The 14,774-nt window shown below is 56.4% G+C and carries 11 protein-coding genes and 1 riboswitch; of the genes, 5 read left to right on the top strand and 6 right to left on the bottom strand.

Translation table 11 applies throughout. The features are described from left to right. Positions 1-23 precede the first annotated feature (23 nt). Genes QZ540_RS03140 through QZ540_RS03130 form a run of 3 tightly spaced genes read right to left on the bottom strand, consistent with a single transcriptional unit; the run spans position 24 to position 4,461 of the window. Positions 24-1,025, bottom strand: coding sequence for an aldo/keto reductase (locus QZ540_RS03140; RefSeq protein WP_049338317.1), 1,002 nt, complete (start codon positions 1,023-1,025; stop codon positions 24-26). A 36-nt stretch (positions 1,026-1,061) separates the two neighbouring features. Beyond that, positions 1,062-2,804 (bottom strand): ABC transporter ATP-binding protein, encoded by a 1,743-nt coding sequence (locus QZ540_RS03135; protein WP_294627669.1) that lies wholly within the window; start codon positions 2,802-2,804, stop codon positions 1,062-1,064. A 4-nt stretch (positions 2,805-2,808) separates the two neighbouring features. After that, positions 2,809-4,461, bottom strand: coding sequence for an ABC transporter ATP-binding protein (locus tag QZ540_RS03130; RefSeq protein WP_294627667.1), 1,653 nt, complete (start codon positions 4,459-4,461; stop codon positions 2,809-2,811). Between the two features lie 497 nt (positions 4,462-4,958). Continuing rightward, a riboswitch (SAM riboswitch) is annotated at positions 4,959-5,075 on the top strand. A gap of 117 nt (positions 5,076-5,192) precedes the next feature. Between QZ540_RS03130 and QZ540_RS03125 the strand changes: the two genes are divergently transcribed. The 3 genes from QZ540_RS03125 (at position 5,193) to QZ540_RS03115 (ending at position 10,879) form a co-directional block, all read left to right on the top strand. Further along, the gene (locus QZ540_RS03125) at positions 5,193-6,098 is read left to right on the top strand and encodes a methylenetetrahydrofolate reductase (protein WP_294627665.1); all 906 of its coding nucleotides are present in this window, start codon (positions 5,193-5,195) and stop codon (positions 6,096-6,098) included. Positions 6,099-6,246: 148 nt separating this feature from the next. Then, a complete protein-coding gene (gene metE / locus QZ540_RS03120; RefSeq protein ID WP_294627663.1) occupies positions 6,247-8,574 on the top strand; it encodes a 5-methyltetrahydropteroyltriglutamate--homocysteine S-methyltransferase in 2,328 nt (775 codons plus the stop codon). 322 nt (positions 8,575-8,896) lie between these two features. Beyond that, positions 8,897-10,879: a M13 family metallopeptidase gene (locus QZ540_RS03115; protein WP_294627661.1), complete on the top strand. Its 1,983-nt coding sequence runs from the start codon at positions 8,897-8,899 to the stop codon at positions 10,877-10,879. 121 nt (positions 10,880-11,000) lie between these two features. Here QZ540_RS03115 and QZ540_RS03110 read toward each other — a convergent pair whose 3' ends face one another. From QZ540_RS03110 to QZ540_RS03100, 3 genes are all read right to left on the bottom strand, one after another. Beyond that, on the bottom strand, positions 11,001-11,729 hold the full coding sequence (locus QZ540_RS03110) for a DUF6318 family protein (RefSeq protein WP_294627659.1): 729 nt from the start codon (positions 11,727-11,729) through the stop codon (positions 11,001-11,003). A 131-nt stretch (positions 11,730-11,860) separates the two neighbouring features. Then, the gene (locus QZ540_RS03105) at positions 11,861-12,100 is read right to left on the bottom strand and encodes a transcriptional initiation protein Tat (RefSeq protein ID WP_294627657.1); all 240 of its coding nucleotides are present in this window, start codon (positions 12,098-12,100) and stop codon (positions 11,861-11,863) included. A gap of 248 nt (positions 12,101-12,348) precedes the next feature. Next, positions 12,349-13,008: an ATP pyrophosphatase gene (locus QZ540_RS03100; protein ID WP_294627655.1), complete on the bottom strand. Its 660-nt coding sequence runs from the start codon at positions 13,006-13,008 to the stop codon at positions 12,349-12,351. Positions 13,009-13,277: 269 nt separating this feature from the next. Between QZ540_RS03100 and QZ540_RS03095 the strand changes: the two genes are divergently transcribed. Next, positions 13,278-14,036 (top strand): ECF transporter S component, encoded by a 759-nt coding sequence (locus QZ540_RS03095; RefSeq protein WP_294627653.1) that lies wholly within the window; start codon positions 13,278-13,280, stop codon positions 14,034-14,036. 44 nt (positions 14,037-14,080) lie between these two features. Then, complete coding sequence (locus QZ540_RS03090; protein WP_070634595.1) at positions 14,081-14,425, top strand: hypothetical protein; 345 nt, start codon at positions 14,081-14,083, stop codon at positions 14,423-14,425. Positions 14,426-14,774: the final 349 nt, after the last annotated feature.

Here is a 14,774-nt window from a genome sequence, read left to right as displayed (position 1 = left end):
GCCCCTTTAAGAAGGAGCACCGTTTAGAACAGCGCGATCTTCTCGGGTGCGGGGAAGATGGCGTCCAGGGCGGCGAGGTCCTCAGCGTCGAAGCGCAGGCATGCCGCCTGTGCGTTGGCGCGCACCTGTTCGGCGCTGGTTGCACCGGCAATGACGGAGGTGACCGGCGACTGCTGCGCGAGCCAGGAGAACGCCGCCTGCACCTCGGTGATGCCGCGTTCGGTGCAGAAGCTGTGGAAGGCTTCGAGCTGGTCCCAGTTGGCGGCGTCGAGCACGTTCTTCTTGGAGTGGGACAGGCGCGAACCGGCGGGAATGTTGTCGCGGCGGTACTTGCCGGTCAGCAGGCCGTTAGCGAGTGGGAAGTACGGCAGCACACCCATGCCGAAGTGCCGTGCGGCGGGCAGGATTTCGAGTTCTGCGCGGCGGTCGAGCAGGTTGTAGTGGTTTTCAGCGACGATGAACCGTTCGGTGCCGAGTTCGTGGGCGCAGTGTTCGGCGTGGGCGAGCTGCCAGCCGGAGAAGTTGGAGTGGCCCAGGTAGCGGACTTTGCCGTCGCGTACGAGCTGGTCGAGGGCGCTGAGGGTTTCTTCAATGGGGGTGTTGGGGTCGGGGCTGTGGTAGAAGTACAGGTCGATGTAGTCGGTGCCGAGGCGGCGGAGGGAACCTTCGACGGCGCGCATGATGTAGCGGCGGGATCCGCGAGCGTTGCGGTCGTTGCCGTTGAGGTCGCCGACGGGCAGACCGAATTTGGTGACGATGGTCAGTTCGTCGCGGTCGAGGCCGAGCTGGGTGAGGGCGGTGCCGAACATGGTTTCGGAGAGGCCGGGTTCGGCGCCGTAGAGGTCGGCGATGTCGAAGAAGCTGATGCCGGCGTCGACTGCGGCGGCGATGACTTCGTTGGTGCCTTCTTGGGTGCGGGTGGGGGTGCCGGGGCGGCCGAGGTTGTTGCAGCCGATGCCGACGCTGGGTACGACGAGGCCGGAGTTGCCGAGCCTGCGGTAGACGGGAGATTCAATGCGTTCCATGCTTTTAACTCTACGTTGTGTGGGTATGTTGCGGGGTTATTTCCCCTCCAGTTGGGAGGCGAAGAGCTTTCTGAAGCGTGATGTAGGGTCGGTTGTTAGGTCTTGGTAGGTTCCTTGCTCCACCACACACCCACCATCCAACACCACCACAGAATCAACACCACGCAACGTCCACGCACGATGAGATACCAACACCACCAAACGCCCAACAGCAGCCACCTTCAACCGAGCAAAAATCTCCTCCTCAGTCTCAGCATCCACAGCACTAGTCGGCTCATCCAACACCCACACCGGCGCATCCCGAAGAACCACACGCGCCAACGCCAAACGCTGCCACTGACCACCCGAAAGACCAACACCACCAAACGACTCACCCAACTGAGCATCCAAACCGCCCTCAAGACCACGCACAAAATCATCAGCACAAGCCACCGACAAAGCCGACCACAAATCAGCATCACCAAGACGCTCAACCGCCTCCTGCGACAAACCCAGAAGAAGATTTTCACGCACAGTCAGTTCATAACGGCCGTAGTCTTGACTCACCAAACCCACATTTGCCAACAAATCATCAGGTGATATGTCCTGTACCGGCTTATCTCCAATGAGGATGTCTCCTTTGGAGGGCTTAAGCATACCCATGAGTGCATTTACTAGGGTTGTCTTTCCCGATCCGCTGGGCCCGACAATACCAATCATCTGCCCGGGACCAAAAGTGAGATTGATGTTTTTAAGAGCTAAAGAATCAGCTTTTGGATACTGGATAGCAAGATTCCTAATGGAAACGCTGCAGATTTCGGGGTAGGTATCGGCAACCGGATTTTTCTGCTCGGGCTGTGCGCTAGAAATAAACTTTCGATATATATCAATTGCGTTTGACCCCGCTGCCATCGAGCTAAGGTCGCTTCCCATCGAGCCAAGCGAGACTATAGCTGAGGTAATACCTATAACAGCTCCAGCAAGAGCACCGGGAGCCGGCACCGAGGCCGCTAGAAAAATAAGGGCTAAAGCTAGCAGTGCAGCGCTTATAAAACCAACAATTGTATATATTCTGAGGATGTAACGAGCTAGGCCAATTTCCTCCTCACCGGATTTTTTCCGTTCTTGATTAGCACGATGCGCAAAGAACGACCGAGCATTAAGAATTGCAAGCTCACGAGCAGTAGTTATTTGTGCAATCTGGTTAGTGCTATGCCACGCGTTGTAGCTATATGAATATATTTTTTCCATTGCCTCAGCATTCTTACTCGAATAGAGATGTGACATCAAGGCAACAGGAATCATGCCTGCAAGCATGCAGAGTGAAGCATATACATTGATCTTTCCTACGGAATAACTAAGGGCTCCCGTCGAAAAAATGATGAATATCAGAGCACCCATAGTGGAAACTTGAGATCCTAGACTCCCCCCTGTCACAGCTTCATGAGCTGCCCTTGATGAGCGAGCATAATCACCGCTCGCGATTTCCTGAGAGGAACAAGTCGCCAGACGAGAAGATACGTTCTGAATACCTGTACTTGACATTCGAGAATTTAGAATCATACGCAGAGAGTCTGATGCTTGTCCCAAGGCAATGTATCCTGCCAGCACAAAACTAACCCCCAGCGCTAGCGGGAGCACTTCATCCTGGCTCTGGCCCAAATGCTCAACAAGTCTAGTGACAGCCTCCATCTGCAGAGCAGGGAATAGTGATAGGCACACAACAGACACTAGATAGGAAACGGTCCATACGGGGTGATTTTTGAAAGCATAACCCACGGACCAAACAGTATTAGCCATAATCTTACGCATCTTTATAGCCCCTTTCAGCAGAAGTTTTATAACCTGCAGAATCTTCAGAGATCTGGTTTTTGAAAATTTCCATGAACTTTCCCTCTGCCTTCAGTAGGTCTTGGTAGGTTCCTTGCTCCACCACACACCCACCATCCAACACCACCACAGAATCAACACCACGCAACGTCCACGCACGATGAGATACCAACACCACCAAACGCCCAACAGCAGCCACCTTCAACCGAGCAAAAATCTCCTCCTCAGTCTCAGCATCCACAGCACTAGTCGGCTCATCCAACACCCACACCGGCGCATCCCGAAGAACCACACGCGCCAACGCCAAACGCTGCCACTGACCACCCGAAAGACCAACACCACCAAACGACTCACCCAACTGAGCATCCAAACCGCCCTCAAGACCACGCACAAAATCATCAGCACAAGCCACCGACAAAGCCGACCACAAATCAGCATCACCAAGACGCTCAACCGCCTCCTGCGACAAACCCAGAAGAAGATTTTCACGCACAGTCAGTTCATAACGGCCGTAGTCTTGACTCACCAAACCAACATTTGCCAACATGTTGTATTTACTCTCAGAAGAAGCACCCTTATACGTTATGCTCCCCTGGGCAATTGGTGTAATTCCAAGAATTGCATTTATTAGCGTTGTTTTTCCCGCGCCCGAGGCACCAACTACTGCAATCATTTGATTATTCATCAGCTCAAGATTAATATCTTTAAGCGCAAAAGACGAAGCGCCCTCATACTGAACGGATACATCTTTGCATATAATTTTTGAAATATTTTCACGGTTAGGGTTAGAAGTTTTTATCTCAGAAGCATGGTCATAAGTATCAGAGTCGCATACCCTTCGGAATTGCTGAACAGATAATGCTCCATTAATAATCTGACCAAATGAATATCCCACCTCTTGGGTCGCGTTAACACAGGCAATGATTCCAATCAGCGATCCGGCCACATACGATATATTGGCGCCTGAATCCACAAGGAAATACAGGGACGCAAAAAGTAAGACAGAGCAGAGTAGCCCTGCAACTACGGAGATGATTCCTCTAACACTTTCAAGGCTCAATTCCCTACCGGCCGCCCGGCGTCGCCAGGACGCTACGCGTTGCGAGAAAAATCGGGAGGCTCTCATGAGGTGAAGTTCTTGGGCTCGACTCTGAGCCATCAGATTGTCTAGATAGTAGTTCTCTGCCCGATAGTCCTCGTACATTAGGGTGTAGATAGCGTAATCACGTTTAGCGAGGATTACCATTGCAATAGATAGGGGTAGTGAACACAGTGCCGCAAAAATTGCTGCCACAATGCTGACGTTCGCGATATTAAGACAGAGAAGTAACACCATTGCGAAGGCACTCACCAGTGTCATAACTGACATGGTGTGAACCTGCAATTCCTGTTTCGATATTGCCTCTCTAGCAGCACGTATATCTTCCTGTGATTTTGTGCTACCTATATCAGATAACGGAAATGTAGATAACCTGTTATTTAACATGCAGTGAACCCGATAGTTCACCTTTGATTTGAGGATGAGCATGTTACTTATGACCCAGCGTTTAGCAATGATATTAATTCCGACAACAAGGGCAAGAGCAACAATATAAATCCATGCTGTGCCACCATTTGAACCGCTCAAGGCTGATACTGTATGACCGATTAGCAAGGATTGGCTCAGGGGAATGCAGGCTATGACGGCTAGCGATAGGGCGACGCTCACCAGGGTTGTGGGACAGGTTTTCCAGGCTAGGCGGAAGGACCAGAGTATAGAAGAAAATAGCTTTTTCATTCTCACCACGCTCACAAAGTCATATTGAACTCATCTTTGAGCCCTGAAACTCCTCGATGAGCGGACATTGAAACACTACCCGTGCCTCACTAGCTACCCTACCCCTCAATGAAATATAAAACACACATATTCGTGCGTGTCCAAGAATATTAAGCAGACGTATCTGTGATATTTTCGGGCATTCAAGGGTCAGCTGACAGCTCTACCCGCAACGCCCCCAGCCGCCCTTCGTCATAGTCGGTCATATTAAGTTCATATTTCGCCCCAATGTCATGTCCAGAAATATTAGGACATCAACCGCCGCACCCCTTGCACGCCCTCGGAGGCGGTGGGTAGAGTGAAAGCGTTATCTATCAAGAGCGACCGAGAGATCTGGCTCGTCGACGTCGCAGCAACCTCGCCAGTATCCCCCACCGTCACGGTGCAGGGTGCGGACAAGGTGCTCCCGCCAGAACCGATAGAGAAGAATACCCTTCGGCACCCCTTGATGATGCGCACCCGCAAACCGGTGGCGCGCATCCTGCAGAAGAATTCGCGCACCCTTACGGTGCGTATCTATCGGGTGAACACGAAGGATGGTTATGACGACAGTTCACCCGGCTCTTTCTTTTGAGCTGTTCCCTCCGCGCTCACACGCGAGCTGTGAGTCGCTACTCCGCACGATTGCGGAGCTTGAGGGCACCAACCCCGACTACGTGTCTGTCACCTACTCCGGTGACGCGAAGCGCCGCCAGAAGACCCTGGCACTGCTCGACCACCTGGTGCATGAAACCTCCCTCACCCCGCTGGCTCACCTGATTTGTGCAGGCCATTCGGTGCACGAGCTGGAGCGTGCAGTCCGCCTAATCCTGGGTCTAGGCGTACGCGGCTTCCTGGCTCTTCGCGGTGACATTCAGGAGGGTCAGGTTTCTGAACTTCCTTTCGCCCGCTACCTGGTGGAGCTCATTCGCCGCGTTGAGCGTGAAGATTTCGCCCACCTGGCAGCTGGCAAGGTGTCGATTGGTGTGGCGGCGTACCCGCAGAAGCACCCCGAGTCGGCATCCCTGCTGCAGGATATTGAGATTCTGCTGTCGAAGCAGCGTGCCGGCGCGGATTTCGCTATCACCCAGGTGTTCTTCGAGGATGAGCGCTACAGTGCCCTGGTCGATTCGGCTCGCCTGGCGGGTGTGGACATCCCGATTATTCCGGGCATCATGCCGGTGACCTCCCTGAAGCGCCTGCAGAACCTCTGCCAGATGGCGGGCATGTCGGTTCCGACGGATCTTGCGTACGCCCTGGAGACCGCAACCAGTGACGCTGAGCTGCACCGCATCGGTGTTGAGTATGCGTTGAACCAGTGCCGCACCGTGATGGATGCGGGCGCACCGGGTCTGCACTTCTTCACCTTCAACGAGCATGCCGCGGTGCTGGACGTTCTGGACCAGCTGGACCTGCCCCGATACAGCAACCGTTTCTCCCAGCCCCTGAGCGAGCTGGAATTCGCCTAAACGCGACCCGCTCCACCCGGCGCGGATGCGCCACCCAAGTTTCCCCCAAAGTACCCCGGGAGCGTCCCGCGGATCTCGGCCCCATCGACGGGGCCGGCAGGGCCCGCTGATTCTCCCAGTTCTATCCCCAGTAAAGGAAAAAATTATTATGTCGAACACCGCATTCCCCGCCGCCACCATTGTTGGCTACCCCCGCGTGGGCCGCTTCCGTGAGCTGAAGAAGGCTCAGGAGGCTTTCTGGAAGGGCAAGGTCACCCTGCAGGAGCTGCAGGACACCGCCGCTGACGTGCAGCGCACCTACTTTGAGCGCGTGACCGCCGCGGGCCTGAAGGCTGACGACTACTCGATTCCGGCGACCTTCTCCTACTACGACCAGGTGCTCGACGTTGTTCGCCTGTTCACCCTGGTTCCCGAGCGTCTGGCTGAGGCTAAGGATGCACGCGGCCTGCTGGATCTGCCCGGTTACTTCGCACTGGCGCGCGGTACCGAGACCCTGCCTCCGCTGGAGATGACCAAGTGGTTCGACACCAACTACCACTACCTGGTGCCTGAGATTGGTGCCGGCACCGAGATTAAGCTGAACCTTGAGGCTATTGACGAGCAGCTCGAGGTCGCTAAGCAGGCTGGTGTGAAGGTGCGTCCGCAGATTGTTGGCCCGCTGACCCTGCTACTGGGCGCTAAGGCTGAGCAGGGTTCCGCCGAGGACTTCGCACCCATCGACCGTCTGGACGAGTTCGTTGCCGCTTACGCTCAGGTGCTGGAGCAGCTGGCTGAGCGCGGTGTTGAGTGGGTTCAGCTGGATGAGCCGGGCCTGACCGTGGACCGTGCCGACAACGCGAAGGTTGCGCAGCTGGCCGAGCGCACCTACCGTGCCCTGGCTGCCGCCGAGAAGCGCCCGCAGATTCTGGTGACCAGCCCCTACGGTTCCCTGCGTGAGAACCTGCCGGCACTGCTGGGTACCGGCATTGAGGCTCTGCACCTTGACCTGGTGCACGGCGTGTACTCGAAGGCTGAGCTGGAGTCTGTTTCTGCCGCTGGTGTGCACCTGGTTGCCGGTGTTGTGAACGGCCGCAACGTGTGGCGTGCCGATGTTCGCGCGGCTCTGAAGACTCTGGAGGCGCTGCCCGGCGCATCCGAGGGTGCCGTGTCTGTGGCTTCTTCGACCTCCCTGCAGCACGTGCCGCACGACCTGGAGCTTGAGGATCCCGCCGAGGTTCCCGTGGACGGCCTGGCATTCGCTGACCAGAAGGTCGCTGAGATTGCTCTGCTGGCTCGCGGCCTGGCCGAGGGTGAGGCCGCTATTGAGCCCGAGCTGAAGGCTGCCGACGAGGCACTGGCTCGCTTCGCTGCCGACCCGCGCAAGCACAACGACGAGATTCGTGCCCGCGCCGCCGCTGTGACCGCTGAGGACTTCGACCGCCCGACCATTGACGTTCGCCGCGCGGCTCAGGCTGACCTGAACCTGCCGAAGCTGCCGACCACCACCATCGGTTCTTTCCCGCAGACCGCTGAGATTCGCCGTCGCCGTGCGGAGGCTCGTGCGGGCAAGATTTCCGCCGAGGAACTGAACGGCTTCCTGCGTGACGAGATTGCTTCGGTTATCGCACTGCAGGAGGAGCTGGGCCTGGACGTGCTGGTTCACGGTGAGGCTGAGCGTAACGACATGGTTCAGTACTTCGCTGAGAACTTCGACGGTTTCGCAACCACCCGCCACGGCTGGGTTCAGTCCTACGGTTCGCGTTGCACCCGCCCCTCGATCCTGTTCGGTGACGTGAAGCGTCACGGTGAGGGCCTGCGCGGTGAGGCGTTCACCGTTCCGTGGAGCTCCCACGCACAGTCGCTGAGCGAGAAGCCGGTCAAGGGCATGCTCACCGGCCCGGTGACGATTCTGGCGTGGTCCTTCGTGCGTGACGACCAGCCGCGCCGCGAGACCGCTAACCAGGTTGCTCTGGCTCTTGCCGACGAGATTGCCGACCTGGAGCAGGCGGGCATCCGCATCATTCAGGTGGACGAGCCGGCTCTGCGTGAGCTGCTGCCCCTGCGCCGCGATGAGCAGCCGCAGTACCTGGACTGGTCGGTGAACTCCTTCCGCTTGGCAACCAGCGCGGTGAAGGATTCCACTCAGATTCACACCCACCTGTGCTACTCGGAGTTCAACGAGATTATCGACTCGATTAACGCTCTGAACGCTGACGTGACCAGCATTGAGGCCGCCCGCTCGCACATGGAGCTGCTGGCTGACATTCCGGAGAGCTTCGTTTCCGGTCTGGGCCCGGGCGTGTGGGACATCCACTCCCCGCGTGTTCCTTCTCAGGATGAGATTGAGTCCCTGCTGAAGGCTGCGATTGGTTACGGCACCATTGCTGACCTGTGGGTGAACCCTGACTGTGGTCTGAAGACTCGTGATTACGAGGAGACCAAGCAGTCTCTGCGTCACCTGGTGGACGCCACCAAGGCGATTCGCGCATCCCTCTAGGAGGCGCCTATTGGTTCCGCTACCTGCTGCGGGTTAACCGGATGATGGTTTGCTCGCGGTAACCTGCGGCAGGCGGCGGCTGTTCGGCTTCGTTCCGGTATGCGTACCGACTGTATGCCGAGCTTTTGGGGATAGATAACAGGCCCGCCCGTACGGTTTTTCTTCTGCACCGTACGGGCGGGTTTTTCTGCATCCTGGGGGGCTACCCTGCCCCTTTCTGCCGCCTAAAACGCCTCTGAGAAGCGCCTGTACCGGTGCGCCAGCATCTGACGGCGTGCCGGTCATCCTGTGGCTTGCGGGCGTAAGAACATAGAATGGAACCATGACTACTAACTCTGGAATCACTAAAGAATGGGTGGATGAAACCGTCAAGCCGGGCGACGATTTCTTCCGCCACGTCAACGGCAAGTGGCTGGCAACCCACGAAATCCCGGCGGACCGCCCCAAGGACGGCGGCCTGTACACCCTCCGCGATAACGCAGAGAAGCACGTGCGTGAGCTGGTGGAGAAGATCGCGAAGGAGCAGCCGGAGTCCCGTATTGGCGCACTCTACAACTCCTTCATGGATGTTGAGAAGATTGAGGCGGACGGCCTGGAGCCGCTGCTGAAGGAAATCGCCCCGATTCTGAACTCGGCAACCCCCTCCCACCTGGCTGTGACCCTGGCGCTGCTGTCTCGTGCGGGTCTGCCGCAGCTGTTCGCCTGGTACACCAGCAACGACCCGAAGGACCCGAAGAACTACACGTTCTTCCTGTACCAGTCGGGTCTGGGTCTGCCGGATGAATCCTACTACCGTGAAGAGAAGCACGAGGCTGCATGCGCGGCGTACGTTGAGCATATTGCCCGCATGTTTGAGCTGACCGGTCTGGCTGAGGGCTTCGGCCTGACCCCGGAGCAGGCGGCTCAGCTGGTGTTCACTCACGAGTCTGAGCTGGCTCGCCTGCACTGGAACGTCGTGGAGAACCGCGACGCCGAGGCGACCTACAACCCGTACCAGGCGACCGAGCTGGACGAGAAGTTCCCCGGCTTCCCGTTCTCGCAGTGGCTGCTGGCTCTGGGTGCCGACCCGGAGACCCTGGGTCAGGTTATTGTGGCTCAGCCGTCCTTCTTTGAGGGTGCGGCTAAGCTGTTCACCTCCATCCCGCTGATGAGCTGGAAGCTGTGGGCTGTGTGGACTGTTCTGCGTTCACGTGCGCCGTTCATGTACGACGAACTGGTTCAGGAAAGCTTCAACTTCTACGGCAAGACCCTCTCCGGTACCCAGCAGATTCGTGAGCGCTGGAAGCGCGGCGTGGGCGCTGTCGAGAAGGCTCTGGGTGAGGAGATTGGCCAGGAGTACGTGGCTGTGCACTTCCCGCCTTCGCACAAGGAGAAGATGCTGGTTCTGGTCGGCAACCTCCTTGAGGCGTACCGCGAGTCTATTGAGTCGCTGGACTGGATGACTGAGGCAACCCGCCAGAAGGCGCTGGAGAAGCTGTCGAAGTTCGTCACCAAGATTGGTTACCCCGATAAGTGGCGTGACTTCTCCGCACTGGAGCTGGCGCCCGGTGACCTGTTCGAGAACCTGCGCCGTACCGGTGCGTTTGACGCTGACTGGCTGATTGCCCGTAAGGGTCAGCCGGTGGATAAGTCGGAGTGGCTGATGACTCCGCAGACCGTGAACGCGTACTACATGCCGCCGGCGAATGAGATTGTGTTCCCGGCAGCGATTCTGCAGCCGCCGTACTTCAACCCGGATGCTGACGATGCGGCGAACTACGGCAATATCGGCATGATTATTGGCCACGAGATTGGTCACGGTTTTGACGATCAGGGTTCCCGCTATGACGGTGACGGCAAGCTGGAAAGCTGGTGGACTGAGGAGGATTACGCGAAGTTCAAGGAGCGTACCTCCGCGCTGGTGGAGCAGTACAACGCGTACGTTCCGGTGGGTCTGGACCCGAAGTTCCACGTGAACGGTGAGCTGACTCTGGGCGAGAATATTGGCGACCTGGCTGGCATGTCGATTGCGTTGAAGGCGTACCGTCTGGCTTTGAAGAAGCAGGGCATTAAGTCGCTGGCTGACGCGCCGGTGATTGACGGTATGACCGGTATTCAGCGTTTCTTCTTCTCGAATGCTCGCGGCTGGTGCACGAAGTCCCGCCCGCAGCATGCTGAGGTGATGATTTCGGTGGATCCGCATTCGCCGGATGAGTTCCGTGTGAACGGTGTGGTGCGCAATATTGATGAGTTCTATGAGGCGTTTGGTGTCTCTGAGGGCGATGCACTGTACCTGGCTCCGGAGGAGCGCGTGCGCATCTGGTAGCATCCCGATAAGGGTATATGCTTTATTGCACATATAAGAAAAGCGCCCGCCTCGTGGGTTTATTCCACGGGGCGGGCGCCTCTCTGTTGTTAGAAGCTACAAGCTTCTAGGCTCCTGAGTTTTAGGAAGCAGAAGCCGATGCAGAAGCGGAAGCCTCAGAGTCAGACTTCATGCCAGTCAGCTTCCATGCACCGTTCTCGTACACACCGCGCAGGGTACGCTCGTTGACGTTCTCGCGGCCGCTTTCGGGGACCTCCAGAACCTTATCCTTAGATGCCATGAATTCGCCGCGGGTAAGGGTGAAGCGAACATTCCAGGTGTATGCCTTACCATCGCGGGTGGGCTGTGCGGAGAGCAGGGTGATGGTGACGGTCGGGTCGTGCATCCAGACTTCGCCCTTGACCAGCTTTTCGCCGAGGGTGCCATCTTCCGGCTCGAGCATCGACTTGAGTTCGCTCTTGTCCATGGCGCTTTCACGCAGGAGCTCAGTCTTGCCGGTGCGCATGTAGTATTCCATGGCTGCGCCAAAGAATGCGATGGACTGGTACAGGCCCTCTACGCTGTTTTCGTTGGCGACGGCGGGCTTGGTCGGCACGGGCACGTTCTTGGCCGGCTCGGTGCGGGTTGCCAGCTGGTAGTCGGCAGGCTTGGAGGTGTAGCCGTCGAGGACTGCAGCACCGGAGTAGTCGGCGCGTGCGTTGTTAACTTCGGCGTCCGAGGTAGAAGCGCTACCGGATGCAGATGCGGAGCCGCTGGATGCCGGGGACTGCGAACCGCATGCGGCAAGGAGGGTTGCGCCACCGGCGGCTACAACCAGGCCGAGTGCGGATCGGCGGGTTACGTTCTTCATTTTTTCTCTCTATCTGTGGTGTGTTTTCCGCACCGTGGTGCGGGTGATGCCTGGGGCATCTAACGGGAAGACGGCACCACATGAGTGTGGTGCCGTCTTCCAGTATATGTCTTGGGCTGGGGCCGTAGGTTTTAGCCGCCGTAATAGTAGTAGTTGCTGTAGGAGCTACCGTAGTAGTCGCTGATGACGATGCGGCCGCGGCGGCCGTAACGGTGCGAGTAGTAGCCGTTGTAGGGGGTGCGGCGCACGGTGGGGCGGTAGGTGGTTGCCTGCGCGGGGGTGAGCAGTGCGCCGAGGGCGGTTGCTGCGCCTGCGCCTGCTGCGGCGAGTGCTGCGCGGCGGGTGAGGCGTGCGGGCTTCTTGGTGGCCATGATGTGCCTTTCGGGGTCGGTGTTTCTGTGAAGTGACGTGGTGCGTGCACGGCGTGCGGCTGTGCGTTGAACCTTTCTTATTGTAAGCCTCAACGTTAATGTTTTTGCGTGCAGAGTGCACCTTCTAGTTGAGGGTTAGACCATGCGGGCTAGTCAACGTTTTTCCGGCAGATAAATTGCGGAAATATTGGTTGAGAAACACGCCGCGCACGCACTAAATACGGGCTGAAAACAGCCTAAATTGCGGGCTACATGTCTACTTCGGCGAGGCCACTGATTTTGCCGTAGCGGAAGTACCGGAGGGTAGAGCGGCGGTTCGCCCAGGCATTAATCTGGGCGACATCGTCGGGGTTGCCGATGTCTGGCCAGCGGTCGTTTTCGATCCTGAATCGGGTCATTGCGAGGAGGGGGTAGCTGCCGAAGACGGGGCAGAATTCTGTGACCAGTTTGCCGGATTTTGTGTAGAAGTGGAGGGAGTCTGCGTGTTCACGGTCGGTGTTGTTGTCGTATGAGACTGCGTCAATCGCATTGAGCGGGAAGAAGACCGTATCGTTGAACGGCTCTCCCCTTTCGATTCCTTCGGGCGAGATTTTAGTGTAGCTACCGGCGGCGTCGCAGAAGAAGAACATGAAAAAGCCGATCATGCCGAGGCCAATAAAGTCGAATGCGAAGTGGAATCCTACGTCTTCCCAAAGGTGAATGAGGAAGACTCCTATTGAGAACGGGAGAATTACTAGGGCATAGGTAGCAATTTCGAAGCGGTTCGTTCGGATGACGTATACGGCTTCGGCGCGTAGTTTCTTGTCGCGGCGTCGGTTGAGTTCGTACGTGACGACGATGCGGAGGACCTTGTAGATCAGTATGGAGTCGAGTGCACCCCATATGAAAATCATGATGGTGTTGACCATGGTCGCTCACCAGCCTTTCTATCTATCGGTGACCCGCAGTCTTCCAGCAACGGTGCGGAAGAGGCGGATTTGCTCTCAGAGTAGCTAACGAAATCGGGTGGTTGAGCCCAGATTCGCGTTATCCGTGGAGTGGTTGCCGAGTCTTCACCGGAGCATTGCGTCGAGTTAACCTTCTGGTCAGATACGGTGCGATAGGCTAAGGATGTGCCCGCCACCTCACCGGAGCGAGCATGATTCACCAACCACTACCGCACAAGGACGTACACACTATGAGCGCTGTTGAAGACGGACTCCTCGGAGGACTTATCGTCGCCCTAATACCGGGCTACCGCATTAAGCTCGGCAAACCCACCCTGAATAAGAGGCAGAAGAGGCCCATCGCGGCGTTTATCTTCTTCTGGCTTGTAACTATTCTCGGGTTTGTCGGTGCACCGCTTATTTGGCTATCTCTTGGTCGCTGGGATGCCCAACCAGGAACAGAAGAATTTACTGTTGCAATTTCTGGCCTCATTTTTAGTATCGTGTCTCTTGGCCTGCTGGGCGCTATTCCTCTGAACCACTGCTACGCCTTCTACCTTGAACTGCGCGAGGATTGCGTGCGCTGGCGTAATTGGCGGTGGAAGGAACGCACGTTTACCTACCCCTCGATTACGTTTGCCCACGTGGAGAATAACGGCAAGAACGGGTTCTTGCGCATTGGCAGCGCTGAGATGGGTAAGCGTACCTGCAGTTTTGACCCGTATCAGTTTGATGCGACGATCCTCATGGCGCAGGTGCTGTACCGTGATGATCATGGGCGTTGGGCTGAGGAGGACGGCCTGGATGTGATGAGCGTGGTGGGTATGTATGGTTCTTCGCGTGATATTTATGCCCAGTTTTATGACTTGTGTGAGACGAAGTATGTGGTGGGTGTGACGAAGAGTGAACGTCAGAAGCGCCGCCGTAGGGCTGCTCGTAATGAGGCGCGTAGGTTGGAGCGTCAGCAGGCACGCGAAGCAAAGAAAGCTCCGAATTCTCGTGAGAAATGAGGTGAGTGATGGAATCTCATAACAAATGGTCGGAAAGAATTACAATGCTTTTTCTGACGATGTGCGTTGGGTATATCTTTTTTATTATTCCTATAAATCTACGTGATGACAGTGACGGTTTCACCGCCACCTGCACCGTGACTAAGGCGTACACGCAAGAGCGTCGCGGCACAGACCTTGGTGGCATGACTGACATTGGCTTGAAGGGCGTCTTTGAGACGGAGGAGTGCGGCACCCTCACAATGTTTGAGCCCCCTGAGGGTTGGAATATTTCCGCGTATGTTAAGACGGCGCAGCCAGGAAAAAAGTATCTGTTCCATGTTTCAAATCGTTCACCTAAGAAAGATCAAGATTTTGTAACAACCCGCTTTGAGGAAATTAAGGAATAACAGTTCGCAGCTCCAGAGCCTGCGGAGAACCCACCAGGCAAGACACTGAAAGTAGGAAAGCAATGTTCCCATGGATTAAGAAACTCACATCCCCGGAAGCCAGAATTTTCATTAGTCTTGTTCTGGGTATGGGGTTATTGTTTACATTCATGCACTATACAACGCATATCGAAGATAAAAATTGGTACGCCGTATGCACCGTGAAATCAGCTAGAGTTGAAATTGTTGGGGGTCAGGTGTCAAACATGACTGACACTTCTCCCAAAGGTATTTTTGAGGCAGATGAATGTGGTGTTATTGAAATGTATAACGCTCCAGATGGCAAAAATATTCCGGAGTATGTTTCCCA

It is taken from the genome of uncultured Rothia sp. (assembly GCF_916049665.1).
In the GTDB taxonomy this organism is placed as follows: Bacteria; Actinomycetota; Actinomycetes; order Actinomycetales; family Micrococcaceae; genus Rothia.
Note: the sequence above shows the minus strand (reverse complement) of the source record. Positions and strands in the feature narration are given on the sequence as shown.

Bases quoted from the DNA above. Each gene is read 5' to 3' on its own strand.
- QZ540_RS03140 (WP_049338317.1), bottom strand. From the start codon at position 1,025: ATGGAACGCATTGAATCTCCCGTCTACCGCAGGCTCGGCAACTCCGGC.
- QZ540_RS03135 (WP_294627669.1), bottom strand. From the start codon at position 2,804: ATGGCTAATACTGTTTGGTCCGTGGGTTATGCTTTCAAAAATCACCCC.
- QZ540_RS03125 (WP_294627665.1), top strand. From the start codon at position 5,193: ATGACGACAGTTCACCCGGCTCTTTCTTTTGAGCTGTTCCCTCCGCGC.
- metE (WP_294627663.1), top strand. From the start codon at position 6,247: ATGTCGAACACCGCATTCCCCGCCGCCACCATTGTTGGCTACCCCCGC.
- QZ540_RS03115 (WP_294627661.1), top strand. From the start codon at position 8,897: ATGACTACTAACTCTGGAATCACTAAAGAATGGGTGGATGAAACCGTC.
- QZ540_RS03110 (WP_294627659.1), bottom strand. From the start codon at position 11,729: ATGAAGAACGTAACCCGCCGATCCGCACTCGGCCTGGTTGTAGCCGCC.
- QZ540_RS03105 (WP_294627657.1), bottom strand. From the start codon at position 12,100: ATGGCCACCAAGAAGCCCGCACGCCTCACCCGCCGCGCAGCACTCGCC.
- QZ540_RS03100 (WP_294627655.1), bottom strand. From the start codon at position 13,008: ATGGTCAACACCATCATGATTTTCATATGGGGTGCACTCGACTCCATA.
- QZ540_RS03095 (WP_294627653.1), top strand. From the start codon at position 13,278: ATGAGCGCTGTTGAAGACGGACTCCTCGGAGGACTTATCGTCGCCCTA.
- QZ540_RS03090 (WP_070634595.1), top strand. From the start codon at position 14,081: ATGCTTTTTCTGACGATGTGCGTTGGGTATATCTTTTTTATTATTCCT.